This is a genomic window from Agathobaculum ammoniilyticum, assembly GCF_025567315.1.
Taxonomy (GTDB): domain Bacteria; phylum Bacillota; class Clostridia; order Oscillospirales; family Butyricicoccaceae; genus Agathobaculum; species Agathobaculum ammoniilyticum.
The window spans coordinates 1-14,204 of record NZ_JAOQJE010000003.1 but is presented as its reverse complement, the minus strand read 5'-3'; the positions used below and the strand labels follow the sequence as shown (position 1 = coordinate 14,204).

Here is a 14,204-nt window from a genome sequence, read left to right as displayed (position 1 = left end):
ACGCCCTCTTTCTATAAAATGACGCGGTATGCTTCAATCAGGCGCTCCAACGACCACGCGGCGTTGGCCGGACTGGTGGAGGGGAGCTGTGTGATCGGCACATGGGTCTGCGGTTCGATAAGCTTGCGGTACAGCTCCGCAGATTTGCCGCCGGTGGCGAAAATACGCTCTATTTTGCTTTCCCGCAGCAGGCGGCCGATGTCGTTCGGCACGGCGTTTTTGATGCTGGTATCTGACGCGCCGGCGATATCGCATCGGGCGATAGTATCCCACAGAGCGATATGGTGGCGCAGGCACATGGCGCGTTTTTCTTCGATGGTCTGCGGAGGCTGCTCGCCTAATACGGCGGAAAGCACGCGCCAAAAGCGGTTTTGCGGATGGCCGTAAAAGAAACGGAGTTCGCGTGATTTGGGGCTGGGAATTGAGCCGAGCAACAGCACGCGGGATTCACTGTCATATAGCGGCGGGAAATTGTGGACAACGGTCTGGGTTTTCATAGTTCCTCCTCGATCACGTTGAGAAAGGCGCGAAATGCGCTGGGCAGCGCGTATGTGGCGCGCAGCGCTGGAGGGCTGACAAAGGTAAGCGGTTCCGGCTGGTTATCCAGCTCGATGTAATAGCCGTTCATATGCCACTCCACATGGGTGAAAATATGCCTGGCAGGACGGAGGGAAAGCATCCGGCGGAGCTGCCAGCCGAGTCCGGCAAGCGCGCTCCGCGTTTCCTCGGGCGAAAGATGCCCGTCGAGCGAGGGAAGCTCCCACAGGCCGGCAAGCAGGCCGGCGGAGGGGCGCTGCCGCAGGCCGACGAGCGTGCCGCAGCGCACGAGCAGTACGGTGCGGTTTTCGATGCGCCGCGCCTTTTTAGCGGCACGTAGCGGCAGGGAGGACGCATTTTTGTGGTGATAGCCCAAGCACAAGTGCTGCAGCGGACAGTCCCCGCAGCGCGGCGCGCCGTTGGGCAGGCATATGGTTGCGCCAAGCTCCATCAGCGCCTGATTGAGATCGCCCGGCCGATCCGCGGGCATCCATGCGGCAAAGCGTTCGCGCGTCTGCTTTTTATACCTGGCATCCGTGATCGGTGTGAAATCGTTATCCAGCCGCGCGGCAACGCGCAGCACGTTTCCATCCACCGCGGGAACGGGAATCCCATAGGCGATCGACGCGATCGCGCCGGCCGTGTATTCGCCGATGCCGGGAAGCGAAAGCAGCTTGTCATAATCCGCGGGAAGCTGGCCGCCGTATTCCTGGCAGAGTACGACAGCGGCGCGGTGCAGGTTGCGCACCCGATTGTAGTAGCCGAGCCCTTCCCACAGCTTCATGTAAACGGACTCCTCCGCTTCCGCCAGCGCGCGGATGTCCGGCAGCGCATCCATCCAGCCGTCGAAGTATCTACGCACAGCCTCAACGCGCGTCTGCTGAAGCATGATTTCGCTGATCCATACACGGTAAGGCGTGGGCAACGTGCGCCACGGCAGGTCGCGGTGTCCTTGGTCATACCAGCCGAGCAGCGGAGGAACAAGCGCGGGGGAAAGACCGTTCAACTTGTCTTGTCTCCCAGCGTTTCCCCAGTATAGAACATGGTGAAAACGGCGTCCGCGATATGGCGCCGCGCTTCGTCATGCACCTCTACCATATAGACGGCCGTCTTGCTGCCGCGCTTACGCTCATAGGCGACCGCGGTAAGCGTCGTACCCGCATGCCCAGGCCGGTAATAATGGATATTGCTGTCCAGCGTAACGGCGACGATACCGTGCGAAGCGGCGGCTGAGCCTGCGGCGATGTCGCAGAGCGTGAAAATCGTGCCGCCGTGCGCCATGCCGAGCGGATTGAGCAGCTCGTCGGTCAGGTCAAGCTCCACCGTCGCGCCGCCGTCCTCATCGAGGGTGATGACGCGCATATGCATCAGCTTGTTCAGGCCGTTTGCTTCCTGACGTAGTTTCAGGATTCTTTCGATTTCAGTTTTCATAAGCAAGGCTCCTTTGCATGGACATGGTGCGGCAATGCGCAGGCAGCCGCACCATGGAAGAATTGTTGAATTACTTTTATTATAATAGACCGCGAGGGATGCAGTCAAGCAAAGCGGCGGTGGATTCCATTACGAAAATAAAAAAGAATTGTTAAGGGAATGGAAAAACAACGGCATACAAGATGTAGTTATCACGGCACGATAGTGCAACAAAATAACGTGAAAATGATAAAAACAGGACGAAATGAAAGCTGAAAAGGACGAAAAAGGTTTTTTCGGTGCTTTACAAACGCTAATACAGCGAGTATAATAACAATAGTTTTATGATGGGGTAACAGAGATATGGCCAGTGATTTCTCTCGCACGCTCGCGCTTTTGCGGCGGGAAAAGAAAATAAGCCAGCGTACTGCTGCCGCCGACTTGGGGGTATCGCAGGCATTGCTCAGCCATTATGAAAATGGCCTGCGCGAACCGGGGCTGTCTTTTGTGGTACGCGCGGCGGATTACTATGGCGTATCCTGTGATTACCTGTTGGGGCGCTCGATGGCAAGAGACGGTTCGGCCGTGCCTGCCGGCAGGATGGATGGCAGGGAGGATGCTGAACAGGAAAAGAACCGTGTTGTGGAAGCGGCGGCGCTGCTGCTTGACTTGGCCGGCCAGACCGGAAGCGTGCAGCTCCCGCGCGAAGTGGAAGCGTACCTGTCGGTTGCCGTTTATAAGGCATACCGATATATCTATATGGCCGATCCGGCGGGCGTAGAGGCTGTGTTCCGCGCGTCGCGGGAGCAATTTGAGTACCTGTGCGATGCGCGCCTGAAGCAGCATGAGTTGCGCATCCGCACAGCAGCGCAGGGGGCGGCGGGCTTCGGCCTTTCGGCAGAGGAACTGCATCGTTTTCCGATGTCGCCCAACGAGATCAGCAAACGCTATCCGGAGCAGGCAGGGGCTTTCTTGACGATTTTGCAGCAGGTATCGGATTCAATTGAAGCGCTTGGAAAAAATGTGAGTATAAAATAAGAAAATTGAAAAAAACTGTTGACAGGTGGCGGTGGATTGTGATAATATAAATAACGTCGCTAAGACAGACAAAACCTGCGAAAACGCTGGTGTAGCTCAGTTGGTAGAGCAGCTGATTTGTAATCAGCAGGTCGGGGGTTCAAGTCCGTCCACCAGCTCCACCCTTTTAAGGCGGCATGCAATCGAATATGGGAGGTTTCCCGAGTGGCCAAAGGGAACAGACTGTAAATCTGTCGTCTATGACTTCGGTGGTTCGAATCCACCACCTCCCACCAGTTATGAAAAAGCACTCCAAGCGGAGTGCTTTTTGCATTAATATATCATTTTATTTAGTCTCCCGCTTAAATGCGTGAGCGGCAAAGCGTTGCCAGGTACGGAAGGCTGTAATCAGATAAGGCGGAGCGGGGACACAGGACAGCCCTCGGGCAATTCTGCTTTCCCAGAATTGCCCGAGGGTCATATGCAGGGAACGTGCCTACGATCCGGCCCACCAGCTCGGACAGTTCCCTAGAAGTCAGGGTGCGGTTGAACTCAATGACCGCGGGCCTCTCGGCGTTATCCCTAACAATTTGCTGAAAAAGAGAATCGATCGTATCCATCTTGCTGTTCCTCCATTGTGCTAATGCTGACAGGCTGGACACTTCGCCCGCCGAGTACGACGCGGCGCAGCGGCGTCCCGCAGATGGGGCAAGGCTAGCCCTAATGCCTGTAGACCTGCAAAAACGGTGTGTTGCGTTAGGCCTGCCCCTTGGTTTCATGTATTCCTCGGGCGTGGTCGCGTTTTTTCTCGATAAAGTAGGCGAGCCCTTCCTGGATGGCGGTCGATAGCCGCGCCCACTCCCCGCCGGTCAGGCTGCTTGCAGCGCGCACGGGTGCGATGCGCGCCGCGAATAGGATCTCGTCCGCATAGATATTGACGATGCCGGCGATGAATGCCTGGTTCATCAGGCATTCCCTGACGGTCTTTTCCGCCTTCCCAGGAGGGCGCGCAGGTAGTTTGCGAAAACGTCCGCGTCGAACGGCTCCTTGCCCAGCTTTGCGATGCCGCTGTAAGTATCGGCTTCCCCGTCTTGGAGCAGCCAGAAACGTCCGAACCGACGCGTATCCGAAAAGTGTGGCTCCCTGCCGCTGCTGAACGCTAGGATCAGGTGGGTGTGCTTCTCTTCCGGCATTTCGGCAGGGGGCAACAGGCAGCCGGTCAGCCGCAGGTGAAGAATTGCGCAGCCGCCGAGCGTCAGCCGGAAACGCAGGAATTTTTCCCAGCGCTCCAAACCGGATACCGTCTGTCCGGCCAGTTTCCGGCAGAATGCCTCCGTGGCGGGGGATGCGACCACCACCTGCCGTCGTATCTGGACGCGCTCGATCGTCAGCTCTTGTATCTGGGGCGCTATGACCCGCTTGATGGTTTTAACCTCCAACAGTTTCGGCATGGCGGCTCCCGTCCTTTCTGGCAGAGCGCTTGATCTGCTCGTGATAGAAATGGTTGACGACGACCGGCGGCGCGTCGAACGGCCACTGCATGCTGTCGTCGTTGGTCATATAGTCCAGCCCGAGCGAGGCGGCGTCGGCTTTGAGTTCTTGGTCCAGCATGCGCCAATAGCCGCGGTTTCCCTGTACATAAATTTCCTGATACAGCGGCAGCCGGTGAGGGTGTTTTTCACGGATATAATCCAATATTATCGTCTTGTAGTCGCCCCGCAGGTTGAGGTTTTCTAGCCAGATCAGGTTGCACTGCCCCTTGACCCGCCGGATGATGGCCGGCATATCGGTGATGCCCGGGAAAATAGGCGAGATAAAGCAGGTGGTGCGCCTCCAGCGCTATGAAAGGCTTGCATCGCGGCCAGCCGCTGTTCGATGGAGACCGCACCGTCCATGTCCTGCTGAAAGCACTCGTCCAGGGTGTTGATGAACCAGCGGGTGCAGAATGATATCGACCGGTTCCATCTGGTGCAGGACGTGCTGATGCGCCTGCCGCAGTTGGGTAATCGGGGGGACGCACCTTTGGAAGGAGATGGAGAAGCGCCTGATCGAGCACAAGCGGTATATTACCCAGTACGGCGTCGATATGCCCAAAGTGAGAGGGTGGGTGTGGAGCGGCACAGAAAAATAACAGTGCCTTTGCGCCATAAAGCCCGTGAAACTGTTAACGGTTTCGCGGGCTTTTGATATAGGGAGAAGGGCGCAGGCGATACCCGTCCAGCCTGCAGCCAATACGGCGCTGCCTTGCCGCATCAAACAATATTCCCCGCCAGCACGATCGGACAGGAAATGCGCAGGGAGGGTGATACAATGATAATCCGCGGTTCAGGGCGGGGAAGCCATGCTGACAGGGCAGCTCCCGCATAGGCGGCAAATAATGTGAGAAATGGGGAGGCGCCATACATGAAAGCAACGATATTTGCGCAGAGGGAACAGGTGGAGAACGCGGAAACGGGGAGAAGAGAACTGCCGGCTGCGCGGGAGGTACAACTCATAACAGGGGAAACGGTCGTCCTGTATGCGCTCGACACCGGTGAGATGCCGCTTGCCGACACCAATCAGATTACCTCGGTCCGCGCAGGGCTGGTGCTGAACAGTACGGCGGTCCGCTTGGGCGAGCACGGCACGGTGCGCGAACTGGCGGAGAGCGAGCTGTACCACTGGACGGATGCGAACGAATTTGACCGGTTTCAATACACACGGCCAGTGAGGATCAATAACCGGCGGTACGCCGTTCATCTGCGGTTTGAAAATACAAAGGTAGGGATGGAGCAGGTGGTTGTTTATACGGATACCGGAGCGGGGACAGCCCGTGTAGACCGGTTGTGGCGCGCCATTCCGGATATTCGTATCGATCAGGGATCGAGCATGCTGGAAATGACCGCCGCCTATCTGCTTTCGGAGGAAACTATGTAAAAAGGCTGCGGCGGACCACTTTTTTCGTGTCTGCCGCAGCCTTTTTATAGGAAAATATTTGCTGACAGGGAAAGAAACCGCAGGCCTTTTCGCACGGAAATCCCTGTTCGGCGTCGTCCAGCGTGGATTATTCCACGCGGTAGAACACCAGGGACTCGTATGGCTGCAGGTGCAGATGCTTCTGTACCGCAGCGTCTTCATAGTTGAAAGGCAGACAGCGGAAGCCGGTCAGGTCGACCGGACAGTCCTACTCGGTTTCCCTGCGGTAAAAGTTGTTGACCACGACCAGCGTTTCGCCGGCAGTACGGCGGGTGTAGGCGAGTATAGACGGATGCCCGCTGTCAAGCGGTGCAAAGTCGCCGTTGGCGGTCACATCATACTGCTTACGGAGCGCGATCAGCTTCTGGTAGTGGGCGACGAACACAGAATCGGGATCGTCTATCTGGCTGGCAGCATTGATCGCCGTATGGTTGGGATTCATTTCGATCCACGGCACGGCGGCGGAGAAGTCGCCAATTTTGCTGCCATCCCATTGCATAGGCGTGCGGCTGTTATTGCGCGATTGTACGCGGAGGATATCATAGGCGCTGTCCTCATGCAGTCCACAGCCGCGCAGGATGTGGAAATGGTTGATGCTTTCCACGTCGCGGTATTGGTCGAGCGAGGAAAAGCCCAGGGGGGTCATGCCGGTCTCCTCGCCCTGATAGATATAGGGCGTGCCGTGCAGACAGTGGATAACCGTACCCAGCATCTTGGCCGACAGTTTCCAATATTCGCCCTTGTCGCCAAAGCGGGATACCACGCGCGGCTGGTCGTGGTTGCACCAGAAAACCGCGTTCCAGGCGTTGTGCTCGCTCATGCCAGTCTGCCACGAAAACAGGATATCCTTGAGCTTTTGAAAATCAAATGGCACAAGCCACCATTGCTTACATAATCCACCTTCTTGAGGTGATGGAACGAGAATACCATGCTCAACTCGCCGGTATCCGCCCCCGCATATTGGTAGCAGTTCTGCATCAAAGCGGAAGCCCTTGTTGAGGTCAGCCTGCGTGAGGTCGAACAGGTGCAGGTACCATTTGCCCTTTTCCGGAAGATACTTCCAGGCGTTGCCACCGAATTTGCTTTCCCAGTTGTTTGGCGGCGTGCCGTCGGGACCGCCTTCGCGCCAGATATAATAATCCTCGTAATTAGGATCGCCGGAAAGCGCTTTCCGAAACCATTTATGTGGTTGAACCCCATAAGGAGAAGATCGAATCCGGCCAGTATCCGCCGCAGGAACTGCTGCCATCCGAGCATACGCTGATCGCTGGGCTGCCCGCGCAACACGCTGCGACGTGCGGTCGGCGAGTTGGCGCGGGCCGGTTATGTGCGGACTATGCGGGGAAAAGGTGTGCGCAATATTTTTGAACCCGCGCGGCAGGCCACATTTACCCTTGGTACGATCGAAACCTTTGCCGAATCGGCCGCGCGCAATCACTGGAAAGGAACGAGCGGGGTGCTGCGCTTTTCAGAGGTGGCGACCAATCCGGCGCTGGCGGAAAAGACCGGCTTTTCGGAGGGGACAAGGCTGTATTCTATCCAGCGTCTGCACTATCTGAACGGACGGCCGTTGATCCTGAACCGCAGCTCCTTCCGGCAGGATGTGGCATGAAACCTGACACAGGAGGTTGCTTCCGGCTCGATTTACCGTTATCTGGAACAGGAGCTGCATGTTTCGATCGTCAATAGCAAACGGGTGGTAACGGTGGAAAAGGCGACGCCACTTGACTAGGAGTATCTGAATTTGGGGGACTGCAACGGTCTTGCGGTTGTCATCAGCCAAACCTATAACGGCGATGGCGTCATGTTTGAATATACCCGGTCCCGCCATCACCCGCAGTATTTCCGCTTTCAGGACAACGCTGTGCGTAAGACGGGGAGTGCGTCCTGACGAAAGACGCGCGGAGCGGGTTGGGAAAAACGCTTCAACGAACGGTGCCTGACCGGCGTCTAACTATATGAAAGGAGGACACAGGATATGAGGCTGCTGAAAAAGAAATCAAATGTCGACGAAGAATAATTCATGGAGTTGATTGATGCGCGGAAAGACTCGTTTTACTGCGTGGCCTATAGCTATACCAGAAACCGAGAGGATGCGCTCGACGTCGTCTCGGAGAGTGTGTGTAAGGCATATACGCATCTGCACCGGCTGGAGGATGTTGATGCGTTCTATCCGCAGTGTCCAACACGGCGCTATCTTTGCGGCGGAAACGGAAAAAATCATGTATTGCTCGAGTATATATCCGAAACCGCCGCGGAGCCGGAACCTGTAGCGGATATCATTGCGCTGCTCAACTAGTCGACCGATATCCAGCCAGTACAGGCGTTTTTGGAGGAGCATTTTACCGCCGCTGATGAAGAGGTGCGGGAGCGCTTCTGACCGGCCTGACCGGATGGCTGGCTACCGAATTAGAAAACGTTGCCTAAACAATAATTATTGTAAACCTAAAAATAAAATAGGTTGACGGTGGGGTGTGGGTATGTTATACTGATTCTCGATTAAAAGGCAGGAAATGCATCCACGGGAAAAAGGCGCTTGCGGAAAATATGCGATAGATCGGAAGCGTACCATAGGAGAGAAAGAATGAGAACGGCAAAAACGAAAAACTTGATTCTTTGCGGTTTGTTTACCTCGCTGATCGTTGTAGGGGCGTTTATTCGGATTCCCATTCCAGTGGTGCCGTTTACGCTGCAGCTTTTATTTACCATGCTGGCAGGGCTGCTGCTGGGAGGAAAATGGGGCGCTGCTTCGGTCTGCATCTACATTGTGCTTGGGCTTATGGGGCTGCCGGTATTTGCGGAAGGTGGCGGCTTGGCCTATGTGCTGAAACCGAGCTTTGGCTATATTATCGGGTTTGCCATCGCATCCTATGTCACGGGACGCATCGCAAACAAAGCCGCCAATCCGGGATATAAGCGGTTGCTTACCGCTAACTTTATCGGGCTTGGAATCGTGTACCTATTCGGAATGGTATATTATTATCTGATAAGCAATTTCTATTTGGGCACTCCAATCGGTTTGTGGCCCTTGTTCCTGTACTGTTTTATTCTGGTCGTGCCTGGTGATATTGTGCTGTGCATTCTCGGCGCCATCCTGGGAAAACGGCTGATCCCTATCATGAATCGGATGTGATGTGATGATGAAAGCTTTACAGCAGTTGACGGAAAAAGTTCTAAGCGGCGAACCGATCACAAAGGTGGAAGCGATGTGCCTTTACCAGCAGCCACTGGACGAACTGTGTAAAAGCGCGGATGCTATCCGGCGACATTTTTGCGGCAACCGGTTTGATATCTGCACGATTATCAACGGGAAGAGCGGGCGCTGCTCGGAAAATTGCAGGTTTTGCGCGCAGTCCGCGCATAACCATACCGGCGCCGCACAGTACCCTTTGCTGCCAGAAGAGGAGATCATTGCGCAGGCAAAGCGCAATCAGGAACGGGGAGTACTCCGTTATTCCATCGTCACATCGGGCAAACGGCTGTCTGATGGGGAGGTGGAGCAGATGTGCTGGGTTGTGCAAGAAATAAAAAGGACGGTTGGCATTTCGGTCTGCGTATCCTTTGGCCTGCTGGACAAGAGGCAATTCCGCAAGCTGAAGGAGGCGGGCGTAACGAGAGTACACAACAATCTGGAAACCTCCCGCAGGAATTTTCCGCATATTTGCACGACGCATACCTTTGACGACAAGGTGCAGGCGATCCACGCGGCGCAGGCGGCAGGGCTTTCGGTATGCAGCGGGGGGATCATGGGGCTTGGCGAAAGAGCTGAAGACCGGATCGACATGGCGATAGAGCTGCGCAGGCTGCAGATCAAAAGCGTTCCGGTCAATATGCTCAACCCCATTCCCGGTACACCGATGGAAAATAACCCTCGATTGACCGTGGAGGATATGCGGCGGATCGTTGCAGTATACCGTTTTATTCTGCCGGACGCTTCGATCCGGCTGGCAGGCGGCAGGGGGCAGCTGCCGGATAAGGGCAGGAGCTGCTTTACCTCCGGCGCTAACGCGGCGATTTCCGGCGATATGCTGACAACTGCCGGCATTACCACGCAAACCGATATGGAGCTGCTGAAAGGTCTGGGATACGAGGTGGGCCTTTGCAATGAGTAAAAAAATATTTATTACAGGCACGGGAACCGATGTTGGTAAGACCTATGTAACGGGTCTGATCATCAAAAAGCTTTGGGGAAATAAAAGGAACGCCGCCTATTACAAGGCGGCGATGAGCGGGAATGACCGCAGGGCGGACGGCAGTCTGCTTGCGGGCGACGCCCTACATGTAAAGGCGGTTTCCGGTATTGCGCAGCCGATAAGCGAGATGTGTCCCTATCTCTATGAAACAGCGGTTTCTCCGCATCTGGCGGCCCGCATGGAGGGCAATCCAGTGGAGCTGAAGCGGGTGCTCCATGATTTTGATAAAGTGTGCGGCCGTCATGAATATGTTACGGCGGAGGGTTCAGGCGGCATTGTCTGCCCGCTCCGCTTCGACGGACAGGAACTGCTGTTGGAAGATTTCATCAAGGCGAGGAAGCTGAGCAGCCTGATAGTGACGGATGCGGGGCTGGGTACGATCAATGCCGTGGTGCTGACCACGGAATATATGAAGGCGCATCAGCTTCCGGTCAAAGGGATCATTTTTAACCACTTCGATCCGGAGAGTATGATGCATCAGGATAATCGATCGATGTGTGAATACATGACAGGGTTAAAGGTGCTGGCCTGCGTAAAAAACGGGGACACGGATTTGGATATCCCACTGGAAACGCTGGAATCCTTATATGAATAAAACAGGAAGGGAATAAAATGATCTGGTATCCATATCAACAGATGAAAACCATGAAGCCGCCTTACCAGATTGTAGATGCGGAAGGGGTTTACCTTTATACAGAAAACCGGAAGCTGATCGACTCCGTATCTTCCTGGTGGAGCGTTATCCATGGGTATAAGCATCCGGAGATTAACCAGGCGATCACGGAGCAGTTGGGGAAATTTGCTCACGTCATGCTGGGAGGGCTGACCCATGAACCGGCGCAGAAGCTGTCTGACAAGATGCAGGAATGGCTCCCAGGCGATCTGGACTGCTGCTTCTTTTCGGATTCCGGCAGTGTCGCTGTGGAGGTCGCGCTGAAGATCGCCCTGCAGTATTACGTCAATCGGGACGAAACGCAGCGGACCATGGTGCTGGCACTGGAACACGCCTATCACGGGGACACGTTCAAGGCCATGGAGGTAGGCGACGACGAGGATTATCATTTTGTTTTGAAGGCCTATGGGAAAAGAGAAAAGGTCATCCATATCCCGACGGAAATCAAAGCGCTGGAAAAAGCCTTTGCGGCGTACCATGAGCGCCTGAACTGCTTTATTGTCGAACCACTGCTGCAGGGGGCGGGCGGCATGCGGATGTATGATATATCTTTCCTGAAGCGCGCCAGGGAGCTTTGCGACCGCTATGGCGTACTCCTGATTTTTGATGAGGTCGCTACGGGCTTCGGCCGTACCGGAAACCGTTTTGTTGCGGATCTGGTCCTGCCGGATATCCTTGTGCTTGGAAAAGCGTTGACCGGCGGATATATCGGTCATGCCGTCACGGTTACAAGCCACAGGGTATACGAAGGCTTTTATGACGACGATCCCGCCCATGCCTTGATGCACGGGCCGACCTTTATGGGGAATGCTTTGGCCTGCAGTGTAGCGCTGAAATCCATTGAGCTGTTTGAAAAACAGGATTATATGTCCAAAATACATAGGATAGAGGCGATCACACGCAGGGAAATGAGAGGCTTTTCCGATCCGCGGATCAAGGAGATCCGCATTATGGGTGCCTGCGTGTGTGTTGAGGTATACGATCCCCAGACGATTGCGGGATACCAACAGTTTGCCTTTGAGCGGGGCGTGTTCAGCCGGCCTTTCCTGAATTATATGTATGCGATGGTACCTTATGTGATTACGGAGGAAGCGCTTGTCAGGGTTTTGGATACCATGAAAGCATGGTTTGCCGAGGGATGAAACAAAACGGGAGGAACGGCGATCGGCGTTCTCAATGCCTATGAGCGGACGTGCAACTGCAATAGAGCGACCCGAACAGGAGACTGTTAATGAAACGGGTAAAAAGGGCATGATTGGCAGATCGGGGCCGCTGTTGTTTATGATCCCTCCGAAAGCTGCTTTTGGAAAGAATGTATTCCAGCACAAAAACAAATTCGCCCATATCTGCCTGCGCGACAGGCTTTTGCCGTTTCCCATGAGAAAAATCTTGCCGGAGACGGTTTTTTTTGCTTTCTGGCATATTGCAGCAGCTTGCGGCACAGTTTAGCAGGCAGCAGGGTGGTGCGTATCTTCCCCTTGAGGGGGATTCCCGCGCGGCTTCGACAGTGATATACCATGCTTCGGAAACGCGGATGCCGGTGGCGTAGATGGCTTCCAAGAGCAGGGAGAGACGTTCTCGGCCCTGGGCGCGGGCGGCGTCCAGCAGGTATTTTTCGAACGTGCCGGTACCGCGCTCCTCCGCGCGTAAATAGCGGATGTAGCCCGTGATCAGCTTTTCTGCTAATTGGTATTGTTTCATTCTGATTTCCCCCCGTCTGCAAAAGTAGTGCTTTTATTGTTCTTTGCAGACATGTACTTATCCGAAAAAGCCGGGGCAGATACGATACCTTTTCATATCGGACATGCCATGCTCCGGTGGATAATACAGCAGAGGCTCACAGCATGATTTGCTGTGAGCCTCCGCTGTTTGAAAGGGAAAATCGGGGGGATAACCGACGAGGGATCAGCCGATGCCGCCCCATGCAATGCCCAAAACAAAGCAGAGGACACATAATGGGACGAACACATATTTACCAAACGGGATAAACCACTTCATGACCGGTTTTTCCGAGCCAAGCTGTGCTGCAGCGATCGCCGTATCTTTCTTCATGATCCAGAAGAACATGATGCCAGCGGTCACTGCACCAAGCGGGAGGATGTAGATCGAAACCATATCCATCCACTGAGAAGTCCAGGGCTGGATCATCAACGCGATAGCCAGGGAGACAGCATGTACAATCACCGTCGGGACCCAGCGTTTCAGTTTGAACTGATCCTGCAGGAAGTTGATCGGCACCTCGAGCAGGTTGATGACCGACGAAACGCCTGCGAACAGGATCGCCACATAAAAGAAGATAACGATCAGTCTTGCGACGCCGCCCATGCTGTTAAATACAGGCAGCACGGAGACGAACATCAGACCGGGGCCGCCGTCGCCGAGATCGCCGCCAGCGGAAGCCATAGCGGGGATAATGACGAACATTGCCAGCAGCGCCGCGGAGGTGTCCATGATCGCGCAGATGATAGCGGACTGGCGGATCTTGACATTATCGCCCAGATAAGAGCCGTATACGACCGAGCCGGAGCCTGCAACGGACAGCGAGAAGAAGCACTGCCCAAATGCGTAAACCCATACTTCCGGACTCTTGAGCCCTTCCGGATTCAGCGTGAAGATATACTTGTAGCCTTCCGAGGTACCCGGAGTGAAGATCATCAGGACTGCCAGTGCGATAAACAGCACATACAGTGCCGGAATCATGATCTTACAGGATTTTTCGATGCCGCCCGCAACGCCCATGACCATGATCAGCAGGGAAACGATTACGCCGACGATGATCCACAGGTTATTTGCGCCGCCGGTAGCGAAGGTCATCTTGATCGCTTCGCCAAGGCTATCTGCTTCCGGAGCAACTGCGCCGAACGCGCCGCCGATAGCGCCCATATCCTGCCCCATCGCGGTGAGCTCGCCAGTGATCGCCATTTTGGTCCAGTAGAACACCCAGCCCATAATGACCGCGTAGCCGGTAGCCAGGCAGAAAGCGCCGATAATCGGAACTGCGCCCAGCCATTCGCCGACCGATTTTGATTTGCCGCCGTTTTCCATAGCCTTACCGAACGCGCCGGACGGGCCGCTTTTCGCCCAGCGGCCAAACGAAAATTCTTCCATCATACCGGACTGGCAGATGATAAATGCAAATATGAAATAAGGGATCAGGAACGTTAATCCCCCGTACTTGGACACCAGCATCGGGAAGCGCCATACGTTTGCCATACCGACGCAGGAACCAACAGCGGCCATGATAAAGCCCCACTGGGACCGAAAGCCATCCTGATTTTGAAGCTTGCCGTTATTCTCCATTCTTTACACCCCTTCATGACATGAGCCAAACATGAACCGGTAAGGCCGCGGAAACTATTCAGTTATCCGCGGCCCGATTCATCACACTTGCCCTGCGCGCTTTCCACGCGGCGCAGGTT

At 55.1% G+C, this 14,204-nt stretch carries 17 protein-coding genes and 2 tRNA genes; 10 read left to right on the top strand and 9 right to left on the bottom strand.

Features of this window, described 5'->3' with window-relative positions:
- Positions 1 to 11 precede the first annotated feature (11 nt).
- From OCV66_RS04065 to OCV66_RS04055, 3 genes are read right to left on the bottom strand one after another with little or no spacing between them, the layout of a single operon-like run.
- Positions 12 to 497, bottom strand: coding sequence for a DNA-deoxyinosine glycosylase (locus OCV66_RS04065; protein ID WP_054326275.1), 486 nt, complete (start codon positions 495 to 497; stop codon positions 12 to 14).
- Positions 494 to 1,543, bottom strand: a complete 1,050-nt coding sequence (locus OCV66_RS04060) for an A/G-specific adenine glycosylase (protein ID WP_054326276.1) — start codon at positions 1,541 to 1,543, stop codon at positions 494 to 496. Before OCV66_RS04060 ends, OCV66_RS04065 begins: the two co-directional genes overlap by 4 nt.
- Positions 1,540 to 1,968 (bottom strand): PaaI family thioesterase, encoded by a 429-nt coding sequence (locus OCV66_RS04055; protein ID WP_054326277.1) that lies wholly within the window; start codon positions 1,966 to 1,968, stop codon positions 1,540 to 1,542. Before OCV66_RS04055 ends, OCV66_RS04060 begins: the two co-directional genes overlap by 4 nt.
- A gap of 342 nt (positions 1,969 to 2,310) precedes the next feature.
- Here OCV66_RS04055 and OCV66_RS04050 point away from each other — a divergent pair, with 342 nt between their 5' ends.
- The 3 genes from OCV66_RS04050 to OCV66_RS04040 all read left to right on the top strand — a co-directional run bounded on the left by OCV66_RS04050 (position 2,311) and on the right by OCV66_RS04040 (position 3,260).
- Positions 2,311 to 2,985 carry a helix-turn-helix domain-containing protein gene (locus tag OCV66_RS04050; RefSeq protein WP_054326278.1) on the top strand — a complete coding sequence of 225 codons (675 nt, stop codon included), beginning with the start codon at positions 2,311 to 2,313 and terminating at the stop codon, positions 2,983 to 2,985.
- An 85-nt stretch (positions 2,986 to 3,070) separates the two neighbouring features.
- Positions 3,071 to 3,146: transfer RNA gene (locus tag OCV66_RS04045), tRNA-Thr, on the top strand.
- A 29-nt stretch (positions 3,147 to 3,175) separates the two neighbouring features.
- Positions 3,176 to 3,260 (top strand) — tRNA-Tyr (locus tag OCV66_RS04040).
- Positions 3,261 to 3,720: 460 nt separating this feature from the next.
- Here OCV66_RS04040 and OCV66_RS04035 read toward each other — a convergent pair.
- Genes OCV66_RS04035 through OCV66_RS04025 form a run of 3 tightly spaced genes read right to left on the bottom strand, consistent with a single transcriptional unit; the run spans position 3,721 to position 4,749 of the window.
- Complete coding sequence (locus tag OCV66_RS04035) at positions 3,721 to 3,930, bottom strand: Fpg/Nei family DNA glycosylase (protein WP_107630590.1); 210 nt, start codon at positions 3,928 to 3,930, stop codon at positions 3,721 to 3,723.
- Positions 3,930 to 4,415, bottom strand: coding sequence for a DNA-formamidopyrimidine glycosylase family protein (locus OCV66_RS04030; RefSeq protein ID WP_147573821.1), 486 nt, complete (start codon positions 4,413 to 4,415; stop codon positions 3,930 to 3,932). The genes OCV66_RS04035 and OCV66_RS04030 overlap by 1 nt, the downstream gene beginning before the upstream one ends.
- Positions 4,393 to 4,749 (bottom strand): hypothetical protein, encoded by a 357-nt coding sequence (locus tag OCV66_RS04025; protein WP_147573820.1) that lies wholly within the window; start codon positions 4,747 to 4,749, stop codon positions 4,393 to 4,395. Before OCV66_RS04025 ends, OCV66_RS04030 begins: the two co-directional genes overlap by 23 nt.
- Positions 4,750 to 5,367: 618 nt before the next feature.
- Here OCV66_RS04025 and OCV66_RS04020 point away from each other — a divergent pair.
- Positions 5,368 to 5,880: a hypothetical protein gene (locus OCV66_RS04020; RefSeq protein ID WP_054328431.1), complete on the top strand. Its 513-nt coding sequence runs from the start codon at positions 5,368 to 5,370 to the stop codon at positions 5,878 to 5,880.
- Between the two features lie 247 nt (positions 5,881 to 6,127).
- Here the strand turns inward: OCV66_RS04020 and OCV66_RS15605 are convergent, their stop codons facing one another.
- Positions 6,128 to 7,168 carry an alpha-amylase family glycosyl hydrolase gene (locus tag OCV66_RS15605; protein ID WP_147573819.1) on the bottom strand — a complete coding sequence of 347 codons (1,041 nt, stop codon included), beginning with the start codon at positions 7,166 to 7,168 and terminating at the stop codon, positions 6,128 to 6,130.
- A gap of 102 nt (positions 7,169 to 7,270) precedes the next feature.
- Here OCV66_RS15605 and OCV66_RS15525 point away from each other — a divergent pair, with 102 nt between their 5' ends.
- The 6 genes from OCV66_RS15525 (at position 7,271) to bioA (ending at position 11,927) form a co-directional block, all read left to right on the top strand.
- The gene (locus OCV66_RS15525; RefSeq protein WP_307718884.1) at positions 7,271 to 7,531 is read left to right on the top strand and encodes a UTRA domain-containing protein; all 261 of its coding nucleotides are present in this window, start codon (positions 7,271 to 7,273) and stop codon (positions 7,529 to 7,531) included.
- Positions 7,532 to 7,942: 411 nt separating this feature from the next.
- Positions 7,943 to 8,218, top strand: coding sequence for a hypothetical protein (locus OCV66_RS04000; protein ID WP_054328429.1), 276 nt, complete (start codon positions 7,943 to 7,945; stop codon positions 8,216 to 8,218).
- 285 nt (positions 8,219 to 8,503) lie between these two features.
- The gene (locus OCV66_RS03995) at positions 8,504 to 9,052 is read left to right on the top strand and encodes a biotin transporter BioY (RefSeq protein WP_054328428.1); all 549 of its coding nucleotides are present in this window, start codon (positions 8,504 to 8,506) and stop codon (positions 9,050 to 9,052) included.
- Positions 9,053 to 9,059: 7 nt separating this feature from the next.
- On the top strand, positions 9,060 to 10,031 hold the full coding sequence (gene bioB / locus OCV66_RS03990) for a biotin synthase BioB (RefSeq protein ID WP_054328434.1): 972 nt from the start codon (positions 9,060 to 9,062) through the stop codon (positions 10,029 to 10,031).
- A complete protein-coding gene (gene bioD, locus OCV66_RS03985) occupies positions 10,024 to 10,707 on the top strand; it encodes a dethiobiotin synthase (protein ID WP_054328427.1) in 684 nt (227 codons plus the stop codon). Before bioB ends, bioD begins: the two co-directional genes overlap by 8 nt.
- Before the next feature lie 17 nt (positions 10,708 to 10,724).
- The gene (bioA, locus tag OCV66_RS03980) at positions 10,725 to 11,927 is read left to right on the top strand and encodes an adenosylmethionine--8-amino-7-oxononanoate transaminase (RefSeq protein WP_054328426.1); all 1,203 of its coding nucleotides are present in this window, start codon (positions 10,725 to 10,727) and stop codon (positions 11,925 to 11,927) included.
- Positions 11,928 to 11,958: 31 nt separating this feature from the next.
- Here the strand turns inward: bioA and OCV66_RS03975 are convergent, their stop codons facing one another.
- Positions 11,959 to 12,486, bottom strand: coding sequence for a hypothetical protein (locus OCV66_RS03975; RefSeq protein WP_147573818.1), 528 nt, complete (start codon positions 12,484 to 12,486; stop codon positions 11,959 to 11,961).
- A gap of 204 nt (positions 12,487 to 12,690) precedes the next feature.
- Complete coding sequence (locus OCV66_RS03970) at positions 12,691 to 14,085, bottom strand: sodium-dependent transporter (RefSeq protein ID WP_147573817.1); 1,395 nt, start codon at positions 14,083 to 14,085, stop codon at positions 12,691 to 12,693.
- Positions 14,086 to 14,204 lie beyond the last annotated feature (119 nt).